The 24,769-nt window shown below is 35.8% G+C and carries 16 protein-coding genes and 4 tRNA genes; 7 read left to right on the top strand and 13 right to left on the bottom strand.

What is annotated here, in order from left to right:
* Positions 1-12: 12 nt before the first annotated feature.
* The 3 genes from BUE84_RS04900 to BUE84_RS04890 form a co-directional block, all read right to left on the bottom strand.
* Entirely contained in the window at positions 13-255 is a 243-nt protein-coding gene (locus BUE84_RS04900) for a hypothetical protein (RefSeq protein WP_079240718.1), read from the bottom strand.
* Positions 256-359: 104 nt separating this feature from the next.
* Complete coding sequence (locus tag BUE84_RS04895) at positions 360-857, bottom strand: hypothetical protein (RefSeq protein WP_079240717.1); 498 nt, start codon at positions 855-857, stop codon at positions 360-362.
* Positions 858-866: 9 nt separating this feature from the next.
* On the bottom strand, positions 867-1,418 hold the full coding sequence (locus tag BUE84_RS04890) for a hypothetical protein (protein WP_145953209.1): 552 nt from the start codon (positions 1,416-1,418) through the stop codon (positions 867-869).
* A 232-nt stretch (positions 1,419-1,650) separates the two neighbouring features.
* Here BUE84_RS04890 and BUE84_RS04885 point away from each other — a divergent pair.
* From BUE84_RS04885 to BUE84_RS04870, 4 genes are all read left to right on the top strand, one after another.
* Positions 1,651-1,725 (top strand) — tRNA-Pro (locus tag BUE84_RS04885).
* A gap of 13 nt (positions 1,726-1,738) precedes the next feature.
* Positions 1,739-1,812: transfer RNA gene (locus BUE84_RS04880), tRNA-Arg, on the top strand.
* A 246-nt stretch (positions 1,813-2,058) separates the two neighbouring features.
* Positions 2,059-2,133, top strand: a tRNA-Pro gene (locus tag BUE84_RS04875).
* A 12-nt stretch (positions 2,134-2,145) separates the two neighbouring features.
* Positions 2,146-2,219, top strand: a tRNA-Arg gene (locus BUE84_RS04870).
* Positions 2,220-2,978: 759 nt separating this feature from the next.
* On the opposite strand, the gene BUE84_RS04865 is transcribed toward BUE84_RS04870, so the two are convergent.
* Positions 2,979-3,701: a hypothetical protein gene (locus BUE84_RS04865; RefSeq protein WP_079240715.1), complete on the bottom strand. Its 723-nt coding sequence runs from the start codon at positions 3,699-3,701 to the stop codon at positions 2,979-2,981.
* 371 nt (positions 3,702-4,072) lie between these two features.
* Between BUE84_RS04865 and BUE84_RS04860 the strand changes: the two genes are divergently transcribed.
* On the top strand, positions 4,073-5,551 hold the full coding sequence (locus tag BUE84_RS04860) for a helix-turn-helix transcriptional regulator (protein WP_079240714.1): 1,479 nt from the start codon (positions 4,073-4,075) through the stop codon (positions 5,549-5,551).
* A gap of 142 nt (positions 5,552-5,693) precedes the next feature.
* On the opposite strand, the gene BUE84_RS04855 is transcribed toward BUE84_RS04860, so the two are convergent.
* The 8 genes from BUE84_RS04855 to BUE84_RS04820 all read right to left on the bottom strand — a co-directional run bounded on the left by BUE84_RS04855 (position 5,694) and on the right by BUE84_RS04820 (position 19,347).
* On the bottom strand, positions 5,694-6,533 hold the full coding sequence (locus BUE84_RS04855; RefSeq protein ID WP_079240713.1) for an SH3 domain-containing protein: 840 nt from the start codon (positions 6,531-6,533) through the stop codon (positions 5,694-5,696).
* 24 nt (positions 6,534-6,557) lie between these two features.
* Positions 6,558-7,385 (bottom strand): 50S ribosomal protein L11 methyltransferase, encoded by an 828-nt coding sequence (gene prmA / locus BUE84_RS04850; protein WP_079240712.1) that lies wholly within the window; start codon positions 7,383-7,385, stop codon positions 6,558-6,560.
* A 367-nt stretch (positions 7,386-7,752) separates the two neighbouring features.
* Positions 7,753-8,466, bottom strand: coding sequence for a 3-ketoacyl-ACP reductase (locus BUE84_RS04845; protein WP_077415804.1), 714 nt, complete (start codon positions 8,464-8,466; stop codon positions 7,753-7,755).
* A gap of 336 nt (positions 8,467-8,802) precedes the next feature.
* The gene (locus BUE84_RS04840; protein WP_099049833.1) at positions 8,803-10,365 is read right to left on the bottom strand and encodes a calcineurin-like phosphoesterase C-terminal domain-containing protein; all 1,563 of its coding nucleotides are present in this window, start codon (positions 10,363-10,365) and stop codon (positions 8,803-8,805) included.
* 71 nt (positions 10,366-10,436) lie between these two features.
* A complete protein-coding gene (locus BUE84_RS04835) occupies positions 10,437-11,885 on the bottom strand; it encodes a SusD/RagB family nutrient-binding outer membrane lipoprotein (protein ID WP_079240710.1) in 1,449 nt (482 codons plus the stop codon).
* A gap of 11 nt (positions 11,886-11,896) precedes the next feature.
* Positions 11,897-14,857: a SusC/RagA family TonB-linked outer membrane protein gene (locus tag BUE84_RS04830; RefSeq protein ID WP_079240709.1), complete on the bottom strand. Its 2,961-nt coding sequence runs from the start codon at positions 14,855-14,857 to the stop codon at positions 11,897-11,899.
* Positions 14,858-15,345: 488 nt separating this feature from the next.
* Positions 15,346-16,092, bottom strand: coding sequence for a glycerophosphodiester phosphodiesterase family protein (locus BUE84_RS04825; protein WP_079243857.1), 747 nt, complete (start codon positions 16,090-16,092; stop codon positions 15,346-15,348).
* Between the two features lie 171 nt (positions 16,093-16,263).
* Entirely contained in the window at positions 16,264-19,347 is a 3,084-nt protein-coding gene (locus tag BUE84_RS04820) for a TonB-dependent receptor (protein WP_079240708.1), read from the bottom strand.
* Positions 19,348-19,671: 324 nt separating this feature from the next.
* Here BUE84_RS04820 and ligA point away from each other — a divergent pair, with 324 nt between their 5' ends.
* Both ligA and BUE84_RS04810 read left to right on the top strand, forming a co-directional pair.
* Entirely contained in the window at positions 19,672-21,678 is a 2,007-nt protein-coding gene (gene ligA, locus BUE84_RS04815; RefSeq protein WP_079240707.1) for an NAD-dependent DNA ligase LigA, read from the top strand.
* A 183-nt stretch (positions 21,679-21,861) separates the two neighbouring features.
* On the top strand, positions 21,862-24,153 hold the full coding sequence (locus tag BUE84_RS04810; RefSeq protein WP_079240706.1) for a T9SS type A sorting domain-containing protein: 2,292 nt from the start codon (positions 21,862-21,864) through the stop codon (positions 24,151-24,153).
* Positions 24,154-24,234: 81 nt separating this feature from the next.
* Here BUE84_RS04810 and BUE84_RS04805 read toward each other — a convergent pair whose 3' ends face one another.
* The gene (locus tag BUE84_RS04805) at positions 24,235-24,693 is read right to left on the bottom strand and encodes a hypothetical protein (protein WP_079240705.1); all 459 of its coding nucleotides are present in this window, start codon (positions 24,691-24,693) and stop codon (positions 24,235-24,237) included.
* Positions 24,694-24,769 lie beyond the last annotated feature (76 nt).

The raw sequence follows: 24,769 nt of genomic DNA, 5'->3' as shown, positions 1-24,769 counted from the left end.
TCGATAGAATAATTATAACTCCCAACAGCCAATATTGACAGGCAGAGAAGAATAAGTTTCAACAAAAGCATCATGATCAAAACGATAAAAATAAAAGTCTTCCATATTTATCTCAATTTCCTGTATCGTAATTTCCAGGTGTAAAAAAAATGCAATAAATTCTTTCACAAAATCATTGATATTGATTATTACATCCTCACCAGCACACAATCCTCCATTAATCTGATTATCAGAACAACCGCCTCTCCAATACACTGAACGATCTTCAATAAAAGCAATGATGTTATAATATCATCATACCAGTCAAGTATATGTAATTGAATAATGGTCACTTTTATTTTATTTATTTTTCATCAACATTAATGGTGAACCGGGCTGATCAACTTCATAATTTTGTCATATCCAACCTTCATATAATATCTCTCGTGGGTAGTATAATTGATTAAAAAACATTCATCACAATAAACACTAAACTTTGCAACATATTTCAAATCAGATCCCTTGTAAAATAATAAAATATGATTATTTCCTGCCGGACACTTGGGGCTCGGGGAATATTCTTCATACTTTCCTTTAAAGAACAGAGAGTCCGTTTTCCTACTGGGTTTTAGAGAATCTATAAGCGTAAAATTCAATGTCTTTATTTTCGGATAAAGAATACTGTCCTGATCAGATAATTCACTTATATAGATTTTATTTTTTCCCGCATCAGAATCCCATGGTTCTTTGTTATATTCATACACCTTAATGCAATCATATCCGTAAGAGCTTGTATATTCCTTATTACATGCAATAAAGAGAGAAAGCACTGCAGAAAGACCAATGATAAGTACTGAACATGATGGCCATGATTTCATATTGGATATTTACGGATTGAATTTAATAGTTTTAAAAACTTTTAAAAATAACTCTTTATTCTCTTCACTCAAATCATTGATAATAATTGCCATTTTATTTTGGTGAATATCTATACTGTCAAAATGAATCCCCATAAACCCTTTATTCATTATTTTCGGCATCATAATCTGAGCTCTGTGTTTATTGATTGTATCGTAGTAATAATAATTAACATTATAAATTCCATTTCTGTAATCTCTGTCAGAATTATCAGAAAGATAAGCTCTGAATTCTCTGTTATTCTTAAACTTCTCAAAAATCTCAGGCTCTACCGTAACCATATAATCATCTTCCACAAAAGGTTTATAATCACCATAATAAATATAGCCAACGTGCTTATTCCCAGTATTAATGCTATATACCTGGGAATCTTCAGCCCGTTCTTTTTTAATGCTCATTGATTTGGGTAAACTCAGTGATGTATTTGCAATAGTGTGATTAACAAATTCCTGATTCTTGCAGCAAGAATACATCATCATCAGAAAACAGAAGAACAGAAGAAAACGAGCTTCTGTTTTCAAGGCGATTTTTTTATATTTTGGGATAAGAATATTTAATGTGAACAAAAAACAAGAAAATTCTTTCATCATTTTTAAGCAGGCTAAATCAATGGTTATTAACAGGGTAAAGTTAATAAAAAAGGAGCCATAAAAAATTAATTAAAAATTATACCTCATTTTCTTTTTTTATTCCAAAAAGAATTGCAACTTTGCAGCCCTAAAAACGATGTAAAATTCGTTATTGATGACCCTTCGGGGCGTAGCGTAGTCCGGTCATCGCGCCTGGTTTGGGACCAGGAGGTCGCAGGTTCGAATCCTGCCGCCCCGACTTATAAAATTTAGGGTGCGTAGCTCAGCTGGATAGAGCATCTGCCTTCTAAGCAGACGGTCAAAGGTTCGAATCCTTTCGCGCTCACTTAAAGACTTACTGGAAAACAGTGAGTCTTTTTTGTTTTTGCTCAGGCCTGGATAAAAGTTGTCCATTTTAGGGAGTGATAATAAAAACAATGTAAGAATATGATTCTTAAACAAGTATAAGTATTCAAAGAAGATTCACGAAAAAATAATTAAAAATTATTCCTGATTTTATTTTTTTATTCCAAAAAGTATTGTACCTTTGCAACCGCAAAAACGAAGTAAAATTCGTTACAGATGACACCCTCGGGGCGTAGCGTAGTCCGGTCATCGCGCCTGGTTTGGGACCAGGAGGTCGCAGGTTCGAATCCTGCCGCCCCGACTTACAAATTTAGGGTGCGTAGCTCAGCTGGATAGAGCATCTGCCTTCTAAGCAGACGGTCAAAGGTTCGAATCCTTTCGCGCTCACTTAAAGACTTACTGGAAACAGTGAGTCTTTTTTGTTTTTTATTTACCCTCAAACAACCAATGATTAATCAAATTGGATAGACCATCCCGATTTCAATCGGGACGATAAAGGTTCGAATCCTTTCGCGCTCACTTAAAGACTTACTGGAAACAGTGAGTCTTTTTTGTTTTTTATTTACCCCAAACAACCAATTATTAATCAAATTGGATAGACCATCCCGATTTCAATCGGGACGGTCAAAGGTTCGAATCCTTTCGCGCTCACTTAAAGACTTACTGGAAACAGTGAGTCTTTTTTGCTTTTTATTTACCCCCAAACAACCAATGATTAATCAAATTGGATAGACCATCCCGATTTCAATCGGGACGATAAAGGTTCGAATCCTTTCGCGCTCACTTAAAGACTTACTGGAAAACAGTGAGTCTTTTTTGTTTTTATTTACTCTTAAACAATCACTAATTAATCAGTTTGAATAGAGTATCCGATTTCTTCGAATCCTTTTGATTATACAAAAAGCCTCACAATAAAAATTGAGAGGCTCTTCTTATTTACACATAACTTTTTACTAAAGGTGCGTTTAAAAATGTATTTTTTACAATCAATTAATTACGGCATTCCTCCCTTTTGAGGACACGCATTAATTTAAATCAACTGAAATTTAAATTGCATGCACAAGTAATTTCAGTTTTAGATACCTTTCTCTAAGCATCCATTAACCTTATCAGAATATTCTCAATTGATTTTTAACCATTAAGTAATCATAATTTTGTAAGCGATAATGTATAAGAAGGAGCTCCATAAGAATCTTCAAGCTTTACTGAACTTAAAGAAGATCCCTGTAAAGTACCAGCACTATCTTTTGTTCTGTAAAAATTGAGTCTAACGAAATCACCAGCATTTAATTGCTGAAGTACTGACGGGATTGCAAAACCATAACTTCTCCCTACTCCAACAAGAACTCTGGGAAACATAGGGCGTCCTCCTGAAATAGATTGCCATGAAGCTCCTCCATTAGTACTTATATCTAGATTAACAGCCATATAAGCATATCCGTCCCCATCATTATTTATTCCCAATGTTGGAGATATTGATCCAGATATCATATAAACTCCAGATTGACTGATTCTGACATTTCCTGTTGAAGGAACCGTTGTTCCTATAGTATTAAGCACCATTTGAGAATTCTGAATTTGGACCACCTGATCTGTTCCTGCATTATAACTTGCAGCTGTATATGGCATATCATTTTTAAACGCATAAAATGCAATCTGAGACTGGGGAGCCATATTAGCTTTTCCTAACACGCCATTTTCATCTGCGAACAAAGCCGAAACTGTTGAGCTTGTCAATGTTCCCAGATTCCTAACTCTTGTTGTTCCATTTACATCTAAAGTATTGGTAGGATTTGAGGTATTAATTCCTACCTGCGAAAATACTGGTATTGAGAATACTATACCAGAGCATAAAATTATTTTTTTCATTTTTTAATTTTAATTTGCAAAAGTAAACACAACCACACCCTCCTTATAAAATCAACATACACCACACATACTTCATATGTCACGATAGGTATATCTGACAGGCAAAACAAAATGATGTATGAGTGATGTATCCTGTTATTCTTTTTTTTCTTTTTTTTTTTTGAAATTGCAGTCAAATTTTCGATCTAAAACACACAAATGATCAAATACGTTTATTGATACTTACAGGTGGGGTTAATAATCCCATCTGTTTTTTATCAACATTAGCCTTAATTACAAGAATTAATAAACTGCAGCTTATATTATAATGAAATCCACTTTCAACTTCCATTGTATTATTCTTGTACTATCTTCAATACAGTATTTATTCTATGACCACGAACTCTTTGAAAAACTTTAATAGAGTAATCTATTGCCTGATTTTTACATTTTGCTGTTCAAAACTATTTCCACAACACTACAGTACACAGCAGATAGATACTTTACTTATAAAAACAAATGAAGAGCTTAGAACCAGAATATCTAACAAAGATCTGATCATTTGGAATCAAAAAGTTATAAAAGAAGCTATTCAAAATAATTATCCTAAAGGGGAAGCCTGGGGATATGCCAATATTGCCAATCGCCTGTGGCTGACTGGAGAATTCAAAAAGGCTATAGAATATCTGAACGATGCTGAGGAAAAATCAAAAAAGATTAATGACGACTTTCTTGCTGGTAAAATTAATCAGGAGTATTCACAAGTCTACAACAGAATGAATCTCCCTAAAATGGCTTTAGATTATAATTTAAAAGCAATGAAATCTGCTTTAAGATTGAAAAAAGATAATCAGGATTGCCGATTTTTTTTACGGTATGTCTATTCTACCCGAGCAGTTTATTTCAACGGAATTGAACGCCCCGATTCATCACTCGTCTATCTTCGCAAGGCAATAAAAATAGATCCTAACCCTTTAGACATCTCACATGTAGCCTACCATTATACAAAATACAACTGGAATTTAGATTCAGCCAACTATTATTTTAAAAAAGTCTTTGATCTGTTAGAAACCAAAAGATTTAAGCATAATAAGTACCAAAAAGCAGTAGTCTTATATGATTATAGTAATTTTTTGCAGGTTCAGAAAAAAAATAATGAGGCTATCGATGCCCTTATAGAGTCGATTAAACTGGCAAAAGAAATCAACAGACCTCAGCTGGTTTTAAATAACTACAAATTACTTGCCTTATTGTATAAAGAACTTAAAAAAGCAGATAAAGAAGTTGAATATTTAAACAAGGCAACCACACTAAAAGACAGCATAGATACCGACCAAAGCCAAGCGATCACATTAGCTTTTAATAAAATATCAAAGAAAGAAGAAGAAAAACAAAAAACTAAATTTCAGACAGCTTTATGGTATGGAGGGATTTTATTTGTACTTGTTTTTTTACTGTCTCTTTATTTTTATCTGCAGTTTAAAAGAAAGAAAAAAAGGCTTATCGAGAGCAAAACAATTATTTTACAGCAGGAAGAAGAAGCAAAAATTCTAAAAAGAAAACTCAGTGAAAATCATGAGCAGATCATCCAATTGGCAAAGAAAAATAGTGTTGGTTTTTTAGCATTATTTCAGGAAACTTATCCTGAAGTCTGCCAGCAACTTTTAAAAATCAACCCTCATCTTTCCCTCTCTGATCTATCTTTCTGTGCTATGATATGCTTGGGGTTCTCTTCAAAAGAGATTGCGCAATATTCTTCTATGGAGCACAGATCTGTACAAACAAAGAAATATCGTTTACGTAAAAAACTACACCTTGAAACAGAGACTGATCTCTATCAATTTATTAAATCAATATCTGAGGTTCAATAATTTTGATGATGTTATTTTTATGAACTTAATGAATATGATTGTGATTATATTCAAAAGTAATAAATGATTTTACCCCGATATTATACGTAAAAACCCCTCAACTATAATTGAGGGATTATTTTAATTTTAATATGTACTGACTTTATTTCAGTTTGTAGGTATTTCCATTCCAAAGATAAGTTTTGGAAGAATGCTTTTTCTTCTCCCTATCTTGTTCATCTACTTCCATATCTTCCACTTTTAAGATAAATGCATTGGAAATTCCTCCTTTATCATTTGGAAAAATAAATTCTTCACTATGGTAAAAAGCACCGGCATCCCCCACATTCATCAATTGTGGAAGGGCAATGAGCTTTTTGTCCTTAAAAAGAACATACTGATCATAACTTGCTATTCCACAAGCCTCTCCGGAAACCATTGCTTTGAGTGTGAATTCTACATTTTGCAACTTGTGGCTGCTTTCTATATTGAATGATGTGGAACTCAATTCTTCTCCTCTTCCAGTATCAAAATACACTTCATCAATAAGTGTATTTCCTTCTATTGCTTTTATTCCCGCAATATTTTGTTTTTCGATCTGATTGTATTCTTTATTCTTCCGTTCAATTGTTTTAGAAAGCCCAAAGAGAAAATCATACCCATTTTTGTTACGGTAGCCTACACAAAGATTACCACCCCAGATATATCCTTCCAACGTATTTTCTCCTTTCTGATAAGAGATTTTATACCAATTGGCATTTCTTTCTCCCAGTTTCAGGACTGCATTTTCCTTTTTAAGAATCATAACCTGTTGGTTCGCCTGCAGTGAATCTACAATCTGAGCATTCATTCCGGGATCTAACCTCACGCGGGTCCAATCCGTAAAGATTTTTTGAGTTTTATTTTCTTCAAAGCTAAAGATACCGTCTGCATATACTTCATTTTCCTGTGCTGTAAAAAACTGCAGCATCAGTAAAAATAAAGCTGTCCATAAAGTTTTCATATTCGTATTTTGTTTTTTGGTGTGTTATTTTTCAAGCAGAAGGCTTACCCATTCTTCACGCTGTAATTTCTTTTTAAGCTCCAGACCGCTTTCTTTGCATACTTCCAGAATATCATCTACATCAAAGAAGCATAGTCCTGAAAGCAATAATTTTCCTCCTTCATTCAATACTGAAACGTAAGTCGGGATATCTGAAATCAGGATATTTCTGTTGATATTAGCTAAAATGATATCATAATTCTCTTTGCCCAGGTTTTCGGCAGTTCCTTGTTCAATATCCAGTTCTACATTGTTTCTTACTGCATTTTCTTTTGAGTTTTCCACTGACCATTCGTCAATATCAATAGCTTTTGTATCTCCAGCTCCCTGTTGTTTTGCATAAATAGCTAATACAGAAGTTCCGCATCCCATATCCAATACTTTTTTACCATTGAAATCAATGTCCATCATTTGCTGGATCATCAAGTGGGTTGTAGGGTGATGTCCTGTTCCAAAAGACATTTTAGGCTGAATGATAATTTCATGCATTCCCGGTACAGATTCATGGAATTCTGCTCTGATCAATACTTTATCATCAATATTGATTGGAGAGAAGTTCTTTTCCCATTCTTCATTCCAATTGATGTTTGGCATTTCTTCAAAAGTGTATTCGATTTTTACATTTTCGTTTTCGAAGATTGGAAGTGCTTTCAACTGATCTTCGTGAAACAGTTCTGTCTGAATATATCCTAAAATTCCGTCAATTTCTTCTGTAAAGCTGTCAAAACCTATTTCTATAAGTTCTGCCATTAATATCTCGTTCCAAGGTTGCAATGGAGAAATCTTGAAATTGAATTCTAAATAATTTTGCATGTGACTAATTTGCTGCAAAAATACTAATGTTATTACGGTTAAAAAAATGATGGAGGAATTTTTGGCTGAAACCGGGGATTTTTATGATTTTTTATCCTGCAGATTGCCCTGATTACGCAAATGACTGCATACAATATATTCAATAGGGACGGGCTTTAGCTAAAACTTATTATAAAAGACATGGAAATAAATTCCCAGATTTTTTGAAATGCAAGAAATTCCAGGTTTTGGCTAAAGCCTCAAAAGTATGAAAAAAGAAAAAGCGGGCTAAAGCCCGCTCCTATAGAATTTTATGATCCAAGGAAAAAGAAGAGTTCTTTGCTGAAAACTTTAAACCCAAAACCTTGGACTTTAAATTTTAACTCTCTTATGGATTCGTGGAAAAGATAGAACCATTTGCAATTAATGCTCTTCTGTTCATTTTCAGGATATCCCTTACCCATTCTGCAAAATCTTCCGGCTGTAATACTTTATCAGGATTTCCATCTGTAAGTCCTCCCTGGATACTCATATCAGAAGCAATGGTACTTGGAGTTAAAGTGATTACACGAATATTTTGTTTTCTCCATTCTGCCATCATGGATTGAGACAGAGATACAACTGCTGCTTTTGAAGCGGCATATGCAGACATATTCGGGCCACCTTTAAGACCTGCAGTAGAGGCTACGTTGACAATATCACCTTCTCCTTTTGCTTTCATGAATGGATGAGCTGCTTTGGCTGCATAATATACTCCGAATAAATTGGTTTTAATAACTTGCTCCCAAGTTTCAGAAGGCATTTCTTCGATAGAACCAAAGTCTCCGATTCCTGCGTTATTGATCAAAATATCAATTCCTCCCAATTGTTCTGCTAAAGATTCTATTCCAGCTTTTACCTGAATCTCATTGTCTACAGAAAATACAGCGTAGGCTGAGTTTACTCCTAATTTTTTGATTTCCTCAACCGTCATTTTAAGGTTTTCCTCGTTTCTTCCTGTAATGGCAACGTTTACTCCTTCATTGGCTAAAGCTAACGCTACAGCTTTCCCTAATCCTCTTCCTCCACCTGTTACGATGGCATTTTTTCCGTTTATATTCATAGTAATGATACTTTTCTTTGTACAAAGTTACGAAAGAACATTTTTATGAAGGGGTGAAAACAGGGATTTAACTTATATTTCATGAACCACAAAAGTCACAAAAGATGATTAACATTGAAAATATTTGAAAGTTATAATCATCCTGTATAAAAGTTCACATAGGATGAAAAACGCAGATTTTTATAAAACTTAAGCGTACTTCTTATCTCCAAAGTTATAGCTTAAAAAAACTTTTGTGACTTTTGTGGTTAATCTAAGCCTCTGATAAAATTAAAACCGGCTCGTAAGAACCGGTTTTAAAATCTAAAAAAAGGTATAGTAAAAAAAATAAAATGCTTAAGGAATCTGGATGGCGTTCTGAACTTCAAATTCTTCTGAATTGGAGAATTCATTTCCATACATATCAACAGCTTTCACCTCAACTTTGTGTTTTCCTAATGATAATTTCTTAGGAAAATCTGCTTCCCAGATATGTTTTGACAATTCAGGATTGGAAGGTCTTCTTCCTGGTAGAATTTTTTCTGTAGAATCCCATTTGAAAACAGAAAGGGCAAAATTCGGGTCGATGGTTTCATCGTACTTCATTTCTTCCCATTTTCCTCCGTCTATTCGGTATTCTACTTTGTCTTTTTTGCTTCCCATGAAAAAATTAGCCAGCACTTTTGCTGAGGTTCTTGAAGAAGAAATCACTTTTGGAACATATAATTTGATCTGATAGTCTTCCGGTTTTCCGGCTGTTCTGTACTTAACTTTATACTGATTGTCTGCAAAGCTGATGAATGAATATCCTTTTGCTGTTCCGTCTCTCATGGTTGAGGTAGGAAGTCCGGCATCATCAGGAGTTCCTGAGTACCAATCCCCGCAGGTGGTTCCTACGTTATATTCATGAAGTTCTTTGATTCCGTTCCAACCTGCTTTTTTGCCGTAGAAAATCTGCTGCTGGATGTGAGTATGTGCTGATAAAAGCAATACATTCTGGAAAGGATTTAAGAAATCAAATAATTTCTGACGGTCTGCATTCCTGAAGTTGTCTTCATTATTATGTTCCAACGGAATATGGAAAGAAATGACAATCAGTTTATTCTTGTCAACCAGTTTCAGGTCATTTTCTATGAACTGAAGCTGGTCTTCACGGAAACCTCCCCAGTATCCTTTGTTGTCTCTCGGATCGGGATAAAGAATATCATCCAGAATAATGAAATGTACATTACCGTAGTTGAAAGAATAATTGGCAGGACCAAAATTTGACTCAAATGTTTCATCGGAAAACTTATCTTCCTTTGCATCATAATTCATATCATGATTTCCCATTACATTGTACCATGGCAATCCTACTTCTTTCATGACGTCTGCATACGGTTTCTGAAGGCTTAGATTGTCACCCACCAAATCTCCCAAACTAATTCCCAGCACGGCATTTTTCTTGGTGTTTTTTACTTCGTTCACAATGCCTCTTTTGAAATAATCCAGCTCTTTTTCTGTGTAAGGTTGTGGATCACCAAAAACCAGAATATCAAAGTTCTTGTCTTCATTTTGCTTATAAAGCGGGAAGTTCAGTTCTTTGGGAAGATCTCCTGTGGGAGCAACTCCCTGATATTTAAAATCTGCGGGAGAACCTTTTGGTTTATGGTGATAATAAAACTGGGGAAGATTATTAGCATTTAAAGCCGTTTGATATCCTGAAGGTTTAATAACAAAAATAGTCTGATCTTCTTGAACCGGCAGGCTGTATCTTCCGTTTTTATCGGTAAGAACTACCTGAACACCATTGGAAACAGCTACGCCTTCTATTCCTTTTTCGCGATTTTCTTTCTTTTGGTTTTTGTTGTTGTCTTCGAATACATATCCGGCAACAGAAGTTTGTGAGAAAGCCATTGCTGAAACCAGCATACATGGCATTAAAAATTTTATATTGATACTCATAGTTTTTTAAATCTTTAAATTATTTTTTAATTTTTCAATTAAGGATATTATTTATTCCACCACATTTTCACATTGATATTATCTCCACCCATCGATTGTACAGCTGCATTATAATTGTCTGTATTCATCACTTTTGTAGCAGTAGGATACATAAATCTTACCGGCATCTGTCCACCGTTCTGAAGTCCTCCATTATTAGGAAGTACCGGAAGCTTCGTACGTCTGAATTCATACCATTGCTGATGGTCTACAAAAAACAGGGAAATGTACTTTTGGAGCATTATTTTTTCCAAGGAGCCGTCATATGCTACTTTTGTATTACTGAAATAGTTAGCCGGAACTGTTGCTCCCCACTGTTCAATAATAGATTTTACACCTGTTTCATAATAAGTTTGCTGATTACCTGTAATAATTCCTTTGTTGACAAGCTCTGCCAGAATAAACTGAACTTCAGAATAGGTCATAATTAAAATCTTTAAAGGTGCTTTCGCAAGATTTTGATTAAGGTTAGAGGGCTGATAGTTGAAAGATGTTCCCAGAGCATATCCTGACGGAGCTCCTTTATAGCCAAGATCTTCTCCTGATGTTGCTTTAGCTTTAGTAAAAAACATGCTAAGCCTTGGATCATTATTATCTTTCATAGCATTTACAAAGAATTCGCCTGCTGATCTGTAAGCTGTAAAATCCTGTGGACGGGCTATGGGAGGTAAGTATGGAGAAATGCCCGAAATCGGAAGCACCGCACTATCTGTATTATTTTGGAAAACAGGATATTGAGCAGGGTTATTCACAATTTCCTGAATTCTTTCATGTACATTTACTTCTCCGTTTCTGCTCAGAATTCTGGTGAGCAATCTTAATGACAGTGAATTACAGAATTTTTTCCATCCTAAAATACCAGTCTGACTGTTGGTATTGGCATTATAAAACAAATCAGTTTCCGTTAATGCCTGAGTGGTGTTGAATAGTGAATTGGCTGTTTTCAGATCGTTCAAAAGCTGGATGTAGATATCCTTCTGCTTATCATATTTTGGTTTTAAAATATTTTCTTCAACCCTCACTGCCTCAGATAAAGGTATATCACCGAAAGCATCAGTAAGATTGGAGGCAATCCAGGCATTCAGAACCATTGAAATGGCAAGGTAATTATTGTTCTGTTCTTTTGTGGCATATTTTCTTAAGTCACTTACCTGCTTAAGCCATCTGTAGGAAGTATTCCAGTAACCGTTACCACTTTTTTCATCCATATAATATCTGCTGTATGAGTTTCCTTCATTGGGAAAGTCTAAAGCAATCTGCATGATATCAAAAGTAAAATCGTCGGCCCTGTTATATCCGTAGCTTCCCATTTCATATTGAATAGGAGCAAGAAGGCTTCCTACTGACGGATCTTTGACTTTACTGGTATCTGTATTAATTTCCTCGAATGTTCTGTCGCAGGATTGAAGCATGAAAACAGAAGCAGCCAATGCCAGATGTATGATTATTTTTTTCATTTTTTAAGATTTTAGAATTTAAGATTTAACTGGAAACCGACTGTTCTTGCCGATGGAAGTTGTCCCATTTCCACTCCCGGAGTGATGGTGGCGTTATCCAGTGTGGCTACTTCAGGATCAAACAGCGGGAACTTCGTCCACATCCACAGATTTTTCCCGAAAATGGCAATCGTAAGATCATCCAGACCTATGGATTTTATGGTTTCTTTCGGGAAAGAATAGGCAATTCTGGCATCTCTCAGCTTGATAAAATCTGTACTGAAGCTGTTGGTTTCTACATTCGCTCTTCTGTAGTAATCTCCGTAATAAGAAGATACCAGTACTCCTTTTGTATTTGGACTGAATGATCCGTCAGGATTTTGAACAACTCCATCCCCAACAATCATTCCTCCAGGGTTGTCTCTGCCCGGAAGGGTAGATTTCAGCTTACCTTGTTCAGACATTTTATGATGTGACTGTGAATAAGCAATACCACCATATTGTCCATCAAAAGAGAAACTAATTGTAAAGTTTTTAATCTTGAAATCATTCTGAAGACCGGCTCTCCATTTCGGGAATGCATTTCCTACTTTTTCAATATCTGCAGGTCTGGCAGGAAGCCCGTTATCTCCATAAATTACTTTCCCGTCAGGAGTTCTTAATAATTTAAATCCATACATATCTCCCAGCGAACCTCCTACTTCCATTTTATAGAAGACCACATCTCCTACGTTGGAAACGATTCCGTCAAATCCTTCAGGCAGGGTCATTACTCTGTTTTCGTTGGTAGACCAGTTTCCCCCTACTTTCCAGGAGAAGTCTTTGCCTTTTACCGCTAAGATATCGGCTGAAAGTTCAAGGCCTCTGTTTCTGATTTTACCTGCATTAATGATTCTTTTGGAATATCCGGTTTCTGTGGGCAACGATACAGGGATAATCTGATTTTCACTAAAATTCTGGTAAGCGGTGAGATTAAGGTTCAATCTGTTTTTGAAAAGGCTGAAATCCATACCGGCTTCTATATTGGTATTTTTTTCAGGTTTAAGGGAAGGATTATTAAAAATGGTGGGCGCTACTACACTTCCTGTAATGTTACTGGCTGTATAATAGTTATCCAAAAGATAAGGATCACTGTCTATTCCTACTTTCGCCCATGAAGCTCTCAGTTTCCATAAGTTCAGGTTATTACTTTTCAGATTAAAGATATCCGAAAGAATGAAACTGGTACTTACTGAAGGATAAAAGAAAGATCTGTTTTGCTTGGGAAGTGTGGAACTCCAGTCATTTCTTCCGGTGACATCTACAAATATTTTATTATCATATCCCAATGTGAGCAACCCATAGACACTGTCTACATGTTTATCTCTTGGAGCGGGATATTTAACCGGAATATTAAGAGCATTGGTAAGGCTGTATTCGCCGGCAGTTTTCAATCCTATGGCCTGATAATCGTTCTGCAGATATTCATTATAGCGGATACTTCCTCCTGCTGATGCAGAAATACTGAATTTATTCCAATCTGCTTTGTAAGAAAATAAAAGGTCGTTATTATATTCCTGATTTTTAATAAACTGCTCTCTGTAGAACCCTTTCAGATAGTTGGCAGAGCTCCATGGTCTTTTGGTTGTTCTTTTTTCATTCAGAATTTCAATTCCTGACCTCAACATTAAGCTGAAATTTTTATTAAACTGATAATCTGCCGTGATATTTCCTGTAATGGTTTTCTTTCTGACACCATTCAGCATTTCGTAAGCAATCATGTAAGGATTATCAATATATGAACTGAACGGATGGATTTGGTCAACCTGCTCCTGTCCGGGTTTCCAGATCGGTTTATACCATTCAAGATCTACATTGGGATTCTGGAAGATCATGAAATAGGAAATCGACTGATTGTTATATCCCGTCGCAGGAAGGTTATCACTGGTCGTCGTGTTATAAGCAAATTTTGTAGAAATTTTTAATTTTTGGGTAAGCTGATGCGCAAAAGATAAAGCAAAATTGAACCGGTCAAAGCCTGTATTCGGCATCATCCACTCATTATTAAGGTAAGTAAGTGAAGTTCGGAAGCTAGTTTTCTCGTTAGAACTTTCTACAGAAATACTGTTAGAGTAGTTAGAGCCAGTTCTCCAGAAGCTTTTGATATTGTTTTCATAAGATCTCCACAATTGTCTTTCTTTACTTTGTCCCATCACATTAGGATCGTATTGAAAGTAATACTGGCCAGCAAATTTAGGTCCGAAAGCGCTACTTGTTCCACCTGTACTTGGCCCATCAGGAGAAAGACCATAAGAGTAATAAAAATTACCATTATTGGTTGCCAGTGTTCCCTGTCCATATTCATATTGCCAGTCCGGCCACTTCAGGACGGAATCAAAGCTGGAGGAAGAATTGAAGGTTACTCTCAGTTTTCCGTTTTTTGTTTTTCCGGATTTTGTGGTTATCATTAAGGCTCCGTTGGCAGCGCGTGATCCGTATAATGCGGCAGCAGAAGCACCTTTTAATACCGTTACAGATTCAATATCATCCGGATTAATGCTGTTCAGTCCATTTCCAAGATCAATCGGAACATCTCCTCCCGAACCTGCTCCATAAGCTGCAGTATCAGTACCTGTTGTAGAATTACCCAATGGTACTCCATCTACGACAATCAGAGCATAGTTATGATCCATCATAATGGATTTTTCTCCTCTCAAAGTAATTCTGGAAGTTCCAAGCGGTCCTGCTCCTGCGGTCTGAATTTTAAGACCTGCCACTTTCCCTTCCATGGACTGTGCCCAGTTATTATTCTGGGTTTCTTCAAATGTTTTGGCATCTACTTTTTCTGCAACATATCCTAAAGCTCTGTCATGCCTTTTAATCCCCAAAGCAGTAACCACTACCTCATCAAGACCTTTAACGGTATCTTTTTTTACTTTCTGCTGAGCTGCCAGGTTGACACTGATACATCCTAACAGCGACAAAACCAGCAGTTTTTGTGTCTCTTTACGCATTTCTTTTTGTTTGCGCAAAATTAAAACGACATTACAAGGATGGTCTTAACACAATTTTAACGTTTCTTAAAAAATAATTAAACCATATATTAATCCAGCCTTAATAACATTACACAAATAACTAATTATCAAGAAATTAATCAATTAATTATTTTTAATACCTGTCTCCAGCGGTATTTATGTATCTTTATTGTCTTTCCTTGAGATAATACTGCAAAACAAATACAATTAACTGATTTACAGCAAAATAAAAACAACCTTAGTGATACTCTTTATTTTACGATCACTAAAAAGAAGAGCTTAGCCCGTAAAAAGAAACAGTCTGCCCCTTAAAAGAGGCAGACTGTGTAAATTATTGGTTATCTGTTGAGATGATTAAAAAATTTCGTTAAACCACCCCGTCAAAAATTCTTTGAATTTTTGCCACCCCTCCGAGGAGGGGAATATTTTGTCCTTAGGTTGTATTCTTTGTGAGAAATTTCCAACTGTTATTTATTCTTTAGCTGATCAGGAATATTGGTGGTTACAAATCCGATTCCCTGCTTTTTCAGTTCATTGTATACAGCAACGTCATTCACTGTCCAGGCATTGGTAATTAATCCTAATGCTTTTGCATCCGCAATCCAGGTAGGATTTTTCTGGAAAACACTGTAATGATAATCCATTCCGTCTAATCCTTCTTTTTTAATCTGCTCGGGAGACAATTCTCCGTTCAGGTACTGAACTTTGAATGATGGAGCTAGTTTTTTGATCTCTTTACAGATATTAAGGCTGAATGAAATAAACTCACTCTGAGATTCCAGCTTCATATCTTTGATCATTTTAATTGTTTTCTGAGTGATCTCATTTTCAATTTCAGGAGTCTTGGCTGGTTTGATTTCAACAATAAGCTTCAGAGATTTGTCTTTTTTTCCTTGTTTTAAATAATCTTTTAAAGTAGGAAAGTTTTCTCCGTTGGATAATTTCAATGCTTCCAATTCTTTGAAGTTCATTTCTGAAATTTCCATTTTACCGTGGTGCTCATCATGGTTGATGACCAATACACCATCTTTTGTCATTCTTACATCAAATTCAGACCCATATACTTTTAATTTCTGGGCATTCTCCAGTGATTGAAGTGAATTCTCCGTTGTAGGAGGCTGAGCCTGGAAATATCCTCTATGGGCAATGATCTGGGTTTGTGCTTTCATCATAACTGTACTTAAAACTGCTAACCCTAAGATAAAATTTTTCATAATATAATTTAGATTATTAAAAAGAAAGTCCTGAAACTTCTGATAAAGGTAGTTATTAAAAAATGGAAACCACAAAGACATAAAAGATTTTCTGGCTAAAACTAAGGTTTCAATACCTATTAATCTGCCGTTTTAATTTCTTTTATGTCTTTAGTAGTTTAAAAACAGATATTAGAAGGAGTACTTCGCTCCGATCTGAATCTGATATGGATTTCCGGATAGAGGAACCAGTCCACCTCCACTTACGTTTTTAGTGTATTCGTACTGCATGGTGTCTTTATTGAACTTGGTTACTTTATACAAAGATGTATTATTATATGATTTGTTTACACCCCATTCTTTGTTAAGAAGGTTGGCTACGTTGAAAATATCTACAGAAAGTTCGAAAGCTCCTACTTTATCAAATTTTATTTTCTTAGCTACACGTACATCCCAAACGCCATAGAAACCATTTTTTCCTCCGTTACGTTCTGCTATTTTACCATTATATTCGTTGATATAATCTTTCAGAGCCTGTCCCACCTGTGGATCATCCAGAATGGCTTTGGTAAGGTTCGGGAAGATAAAAGCAAGGTCATTGGAATCTACGAAATCACCATTAATATTTCCTCCGGTTGTTGCTGAGAAACGCGTTCCTCCAATCCCTGAATACCTGATTCCTAATGTAAATCCTGCAATCGTAGGAGAGTTTCCATAGATCACGACTTTATTTCTAAATTGGTTATCAGAATACGTCATTCTTAAATCTCTCGGATCACTCTGAATCATGGTGGACAATGTCGCAGAGTTGGCTACGTTTCCGTTGTAAGAGGTATTGTCTTTAATATCAGACCATGTATAACTTGCTGTGATTTCTCCATCTTTCCAGTAACGGTAACTTGTATCCAATACGAATGAGAACTGGTTTACTTTACCATCACTTACCAATTCCAGTACTCTTCCGAAATTATTATTGATTCTTCCCTGTTTCCAGTCGAAACTTACACTGTTATTGGTATTGTTGGTAATAGCTCCTGTAGGAATGAACACTCCCCTTCCGCCTTCATTAGCTAAAGTAAAGAAAGGATTGGCTACCATGTTTCTGTCGTAGTAATAGTAATTATTTCTACCTAAAGCCATGTATCCTGCAATTCCTGCTCTGAACCTTTCATTGAAGAAGTGCGTATAAGAGATATTCGCTTTATAAACGATTGGAATTTTTGTGTCTTTCCCCGTATAGTTGATGGTTGGCATCTGCTTCTGAGAAAGTGTAGGAATCGTATTATAATTATCTCTATAACTGTTAAAATCCGGGAATGGAACATCTTTACCCGTTACATCCACGGTAGCAAGATGATTACCGTCAAATACAAGGTTGTTGATGATCATATAATTGTTGATATCGGAAGAGAAAATTCCGGCACCAAACTTAAGGAAGTCTTTATTTTCTTCATTGATGTTCCAATCAAACTGGAATCTTGGTTGAATAACAAATGATTTGAGCTGATTATCTGTTCTGATTCCCATTTCATCAAACAATTTCTGGTTGAATTTTGCTTTTGGGTAACCACCGTAATCTAATCTTAAACCAGCCATTAAATCCAAGCCTTTTGCTACTTTGGTCTGAAACTGTCCATACAGACCAATGTTCCATATGTTTGATCTAACAGATGGATCATCCACCAAAGGAACTTCTCTGTAGAATCGGTAAGGAGTCATAGTGTCAAAGTTGCTCATTCCCTGGAAATAGAACTTTCCGTTCACCTCACTTCCGTATACCGATTTTGCTGTTGTATACATTAAATCAGCACCAAAAGTATATTTTACCTTATCGGTATTGTAATATAGGTTGTCAACTATCTGGAATACATTATTTCTAAAGCTTTCCTGTGCAAAACGGTGTCCTCCGATCTGAATATTGGTAGATCCGGCACTTGAAGCTATTCCTTCAACAATCGCTCTTGGTACAGGTTTTCCCAGCTGATTGTTCTGGTAACTGTCCTGGAAGGTGTAAAGGTACTGCGCCTTTAATTCATTGGTTAAATTAGGTTGCAGATTTGATCTTAAAGTCAATAATAAACTGTTGTCAAGGTTCTTATCATTTCCGTAAGATTCAAAGAAGTTGATATTGGTATTATCACCCAACCCGTTTTTATTAAGATCGTAGGTGAAGTTATTCCTAAGTGTTAATAAATGTTTTTCATTGATCTGCCAGTCTAAACGTAAAAATCCTGCATCAGAATTCCTTACTTTATCAAACGTTCCGAATTGCGGGCTGCTTCCTACCCCATATTTTGCTCTTGCAATATCCAAAAACTGGTTAAGCGTCTGCGTGGTTGTGTTGAATCTCTTCTCATCATCCGGAGATTTGATATCAGCAATGATCAAAGGTCTTGAATCCAGCTGGTGATCCCAGGCTACGAAGAAATGCAATTTATTTTTAATGATGGGACCTCCCAATGAAAATCCGAACTGAGAAGTAGAGAAATCATTATCTCTTTTGTTCCCTCTGATATCATACGGACTGGAAAGCCAGTTGGTTCTTAAATATTCCCAGGCACTTCCTGAAAATTTATTGGTTCCTGATTTGGTAACGGCACTTACAGTTCCTCCTCCGCTTCTTCCCAATGTCACATCATATTGGTTGGTTGTAATTTTGAATTCACGTACCGCTTCAATGGAAATGGAGAAAGGGGCACCACTTCGGCTGGTAGTGGCTCCTGCAGAAGTAGGGTTTTTCGCCGTCATTCCATCAATAGTAAAGTTCGTGGAAGATCCAAGCTGTCCGGAAAGGTTTCCGCCTTTTCCGCTTAATGGGGATAATTCGGCAAGATTTGCAAAGTTTCGTCCGTTTACCGGAAGTATACTGATATTTTTAGCAGAAATTGCAGTAGCAGCTCCAAGGTTTCCGATCTTGTTTTTAAGATTTCCCGTAATCTTTACTTCTTCAATAGTCTTTTCATTCCCCAGATCCATATTTACGGTAACCTGATCTCCGAAGTTGACACTGTAACCTTCTTTTTTATCATCGTTTACAATGACAGTATAAGGCCCACCCAAAGGAATTTCTTTAAAAATATATTCCCCTTTTGAGTTGGTTTCCGTTTCCGTTCTGAATCCGGTAGACTCATTCACAATTGTCACTTTCACTTTTTCCTGAGCCGTACTTCCCGGTCCGGTAACTTTCCCTACAATAGAAGCCTGTGTGGTCTGTGCATAAGCCATTGTCCCAAGCCCTAAAAACAATAATCCCAGTACAATCTTTACTTTTTTCATTTCTTCCGAAGATCTTTATGATTAATTTTTTGATGTTCGCCAGGAAACCTCTTTGATTTTCATGTTAATAGATCATGTTGAGGTTTCTTTCAATCAGATGTGCAAAGGTATTTTGACTTTAACAGCGGGATGTTTAAGAAAGTTTTAACATTTTTTTAATTAAATCAAAACGTTATGTTAAATTACTTTAAACACGTGTTTTATTTACAACACAATCAACCTGTTAAAGCATGTTACATATTTTTAATTTTCCTGTACTATTTTATTCTGTTATTTTTTAAATGCAATTACTTTGGTTATTTTTGCTCAAAAGATAGAAAAGCAATGTCTGAAAACATTCAACAAAAGATAGAACAGCTCCGCAAAGAGCTTCACCAGCATAACGACAACTATTATCAACTGGATACTCCCACCATTACAGATTTTGAATTCGACATGCTTCTGCAGGAACTTCAGGATCTGGAGGCCAAGTACCCGGAATTTTACGATGAGAACTCTCCTACGGTCCGTGTAGGTGGTGGTGTCACTAAGGTTTTCCCTACCATTCAGCATAAATTCAGAATGTACTCTCTGGATAATTCTTATGATTTTGATGATCTTGAAGATTGGGAAAAGAGAATTATCAAAACCATTGAAGACCCTGTAGAATTTGTTGCCGAACTGAAATATGACGGTGCTTCCATTTCTATTCTTTATGAAAACGGAAAACTGTCACAGGCAGTTACCCGTGGAGATGGTTTCCAGGGGGATGAAATTACTCCGAATGTACGGACCATTTCAGATATTCCTTTGACTTTAAAAGGTGATTTCCCAGCACAATTTTTTATGCGTGGAGAAATTTATCTGACCAGAAAAAACTTTGACAAGCTTAATGTACTGCGTGAGGAAGAAGGTCTTGATCCTTTCATGAATCCTAGAAATACAGCCAGTGGAAGCCTGAAAATGCAGGACAGCGCTGAGGTAAGAAAGCGTGGACTTTCTTCGGTACTGTATCAGTTTATCTCTGAAGATATTCCGGCAGAAACCCATTGGGAACTGCTTCAAAAAGCTCAGAGCTGGGGATTCAAAACTTCTCAGCAGGCCAAATTATGTAAAACGATGGCTGAGGTACAGGAATTTATTACATTCTGGGATACTGAACGCCATAATCTGCCTTTTGAAATTGACGGGATTGTATTGAAAGTTAATTCATTACAGCAGCAGAGACAGCTTGGTTATACAGCAAAATCTCCCCGTTGGGCAATGGCTTATAAATTTAAAGCAGAAAAGGTAGAAACAGAACTTCAGAGCGTTTCTTATCAGGTAGGAAGAACCGGAGCTATTACTCCTGTTGCCAACCTTAAGCCTGTTTTACTGGCAGGAACAATTGTAAAAAGAGCATCTCTTCATAATGAGGATATTATCAAGAAACTGGATCTTCATGAAAACGATTTTGTTTATGTGGAAAAAGGGGGAGAAATTATTCCGAAAATTGTAGGCGTAAACACGGATAAAAGAACAGAAGAAAGCAAGGAAATAGAATACATCAAACATTGTCCTGAATGTGATACCGAACTGGTAAAAATTGAAGACCAGGCTATTCATTTCTGTCCGAATGAACTTCACTGTCCGCCACAGGTAGTGGGAAGAATGATTCATTATGTTTCCAGAAAAGCTTTGAATATTGATAATCTGGGGAGCGAAACTATTGAACAGCTTTACAGAGAAAAATTAATTGAGAATCCTGCTGACTTTTATGTTTTAACAAAAGAACAGCTTCTTCCTTTGGAAAGAATGGCTGAGAAATCTGCTCAGAATATTATTACAGGAATTGAAAAATCAAAAGAAATTCCTTTTGAGAAAGTACTGTACGGAATCGGGATCAAGCATGTGGGGGAAACGGTTGCCAAGAAACTGGTAAAGAACTTCCCAACCATTGAAGAATTAAGGAATGCAACGGCAGAAGAACTTTGCCAGGTAGAAGATATCGGGGCTAAAATTGCAGTAAGTATCGTTGAATTTTTCCAGAATTCTGAAAACGTATTGATGATCGAACGTTTAAAATCTTACGGAGTACAGCTTGAAAAAGGAGAAAGCACGAATGAAGTATTATCCAATGTGCTGGAAGGAAAAACCTTCTTATTCACCGGGAAATTGTCTTTATTCACAAGAGAATCTGCTGAGGAGATGGTAGAAAAGCATGGCGGAAAAAATATTTCTGCTGTTTCGAAAAACCTCAACTATCTTGTGGTAGGGGAAAAGGCAGGAAGCAAGCTGAAGAAAGCTCAGGATATAGGAACCATTGAAATCCTGGACGAACAACAGTTCCTGGATTTGATTGAAAAGCAATAAAGAATAATGATTTAATCATTTATATAAGACTGTGAAATCTATCACAGTCTTTTTTATTTTCATTTTGACATAAGTGCTTTGAATTCAGAGATAAAAAAAATAATAAAGTATTCACTTAAAAGTTTACATTTGCTTTTGATTTGTAATCAAATAGTAAAAAACTAAAACGTAACCAACTCAACCATGAAAAAACTTTACTCAGCTATTCTGCTGGCTATATTTTCTGTACTCCAGTCGCAGATTGTCAATATTCCTGATGCTCATTTTAAAAGCCTGCTGGTAGCCAATATACCTTATCTGGCTACAAATATTATGGGTAACAGTACGATTATTGATACCAACCATGATGGAGAAATCCAGTTATCTGAAGCCGCCAACATCAGTAAATTAAACTTTGACACTACTACTTTACAAAATTATACCTCATTTTCTAATAATGTGATTTCAATAGAAGGGATAAAAAGCTTTACGAATCTGACACATTTTAATATTGACAATTTTCCCCTACTACAAAGTATAGATCTTAGTAATAATACAGTATTATATAAACTGGATATCAGCAGATGCTATGTTTTGTCATCAGTCAATCTTCAGGGTTGCAGCCAGTTGCATGATCTGGATATTTTCTTTACTAAAGTCCTTTCGATTGATCTATCAGGATTGACAAATTTATATGATGTGAATATGACCCAGTGCCAGCTTGCTAATATCTTTTTAAATAACAACACGAATCTGACCAACTTATCACTGGTTTCCAATAATCTTCAGACACTTCCTTTAAACCAGACTCCTAATCTGAAATTTCTAGGTATCCCCGGTAATAAGTTTACATCACTCGATTTCAGTGCTTTTCCAAAAATTGAATCCCTAAATTGTACCTACAATAAATTTACAAGTATTGATCTCTCCCAAAATGAAAAACTTCAAATTTTCGGATGTGATATGAATCCGAATCTTAAGTATTTATTTATTAAAAATGGGGTCAATAACTTTACACAGAATAATACTTCAACATTTTCAGGGACTCCCAATCTTGTTTATATCTGTGCAGATGATTTTGAAATTCCTAATATCACTTCATTGTTACCCACTACTATGGTCAATTCCTATTGCTCATTCACCCCGGGAGGCACATTCTATACTATTCAAGGGAATACAAAAGTTGATATCAACAATAACGGATGCGATCCCAATGATCCCAACAAAGCTTTTCAGAAATTCACAATAGCAGGAGGCGGAATAACGGGAAGTATGATTGCCAATAATTCCGGAAATTACAGTATTCCGTTACAGGCAGGTAGTCATACGGTAACTCCGGTTCTGGAAAACCCTACCTATTTCAATATTTCTCCGGCAAACTTTACGGCTAATTTCCCTCAACAGGTAAGTCCTTTCACTCAAAATTTCTGCATAACTCCCAACGGGATTCACAATGATTTAGAAACAGCTATTATCCCTGTGACAGCAGCTTCACCTGGTTTTGAATCAAAATATAAAATCATCTATAAAAACAAAGGTACTGCAGCTCAGTCGGGAAATATAGTTTTTAATTTCAATAATAACCTGGTGAACTATCTGAGTGCAACGACATCTCCAAGCTCTCAATCTATCGGAATGTTGAACTGGAATTTCACGAATCTTCTCCCTTTTGAAACCAAAGAAATTACCGTAACTCTGAAATTAAATACTCCAACACAAACTCCGCCAGTCAATGGAGGTGATATTCTGCATTACACGGCACAGATCAATGGTGCAACTGATGAAACGCCTGCTGACAATAGTTTTACTTTAAACCAAACTGTTGTCAACTCTTTTGATCCCAATGATAAAACCTGTCTGGAAGGAACTTCTATCACTCAAACTCAGGTGGGAGACTATGTTCATTACCTGATCCGGTTTGAAAATACTGGGACAGCCAATGCACAGAATATTGTGGTAAAGGATGAAATTGACATTAATAAATTTGATATTTCTTCGCTTGTTGCGTTAAGTGGAAGCCATAATTTTGTTACTAAAATCAGCAATCCGAATATCATTGAATTTATCTTTGAAAATATTCAGCTTCCTTTTAATAATGCGAATAACGATGGATATGTTTCGTTTAAAATCAAAACAAAGTCTACCTTAAATCTTGGGGACAGCTTCAGCAATACTGCAAAAATCTATTTTGATTACAACAGCCCGATTGTTACCAATACTTACACAACAAGTGTTCAAAATGTATTAGCAACAGCAGAAACCCATAAGGAAAACCAGAGTATTTCTGTTTATCCTAATCCTGCAAAAGATGTTTTAAATATCAGATCCAAGCAGGAAATCATCAAAGCTGAAATCTATGATGCGACTGGAAGAATTATCAGCTCATTAAGTGTAACAGGAAACTCAATTTCTGTTTCTGAACTTACTAAAGGAAACTATATTCTAAAAGCTTTCACGAAAGAGAATGTAATTGTACAGAAGTTTATTAAAGAGTAGACTTGTAAATGTTATAAAAAAGGGCTGCAAAAATTATTCGCAGCCCTTTTTTGTTTTCGAATCTGTCTCAAAATTCATATTTCACTTAAAAGCAATAATAGTATATGGAGAACTTTCTCCTGTCTTTGGCAGAATAAGCCTGATATGTTCTTTATCCTTGTAGTAATCCACATATGGCTCTTTGGTGATAATTTTTCCTTTTTCTATTGGTTTATATCCGTCTGCTAAAATCAGTGTAAGGTACTGATCATATTCTTTCTTTGTTTTAAACTCAAATTCAATTCTGTCTTCAGATTTTTCTTCAGCATATTCAAACTTCCCAATTTTTGAGGTGTAATCAGGAGCTTCATATTCGGTTAAAGCGAAACCCATCCCTTCAGTTCTGTCATAAAACTTGAACTTTTGCTGTTTCATTTCCTTTTTAAACTCATCCATTGTAAGTTTATTGAAACCTTTAAGCTGTTCTACTGTGAATGTCTGTGCAGAAATCTGGATACTCATTACAACTGAAAATAATAGGAGTCCTAACGTTTTTCTCATTGTTATTTTTATCGCAAATATAAAGAATAGGAATATAAGTTTTTGAACTGAGGAGATCGGAAATTATCCAATCAAA

It is taken from the genome of Chryseobacterium indologenes (genome assembly GCF_002025665.1).
Taxonomy (GTDB): Bacteria; Bacteroidota; Bacteroidia; order Flavobacteriales; family Weeksellaceae; genus Chryseobacterium; species Chryseobacterium metallicongregator.
This window is presented reverse-complemented; position numbering and strand designations above follow the sequence as displayed.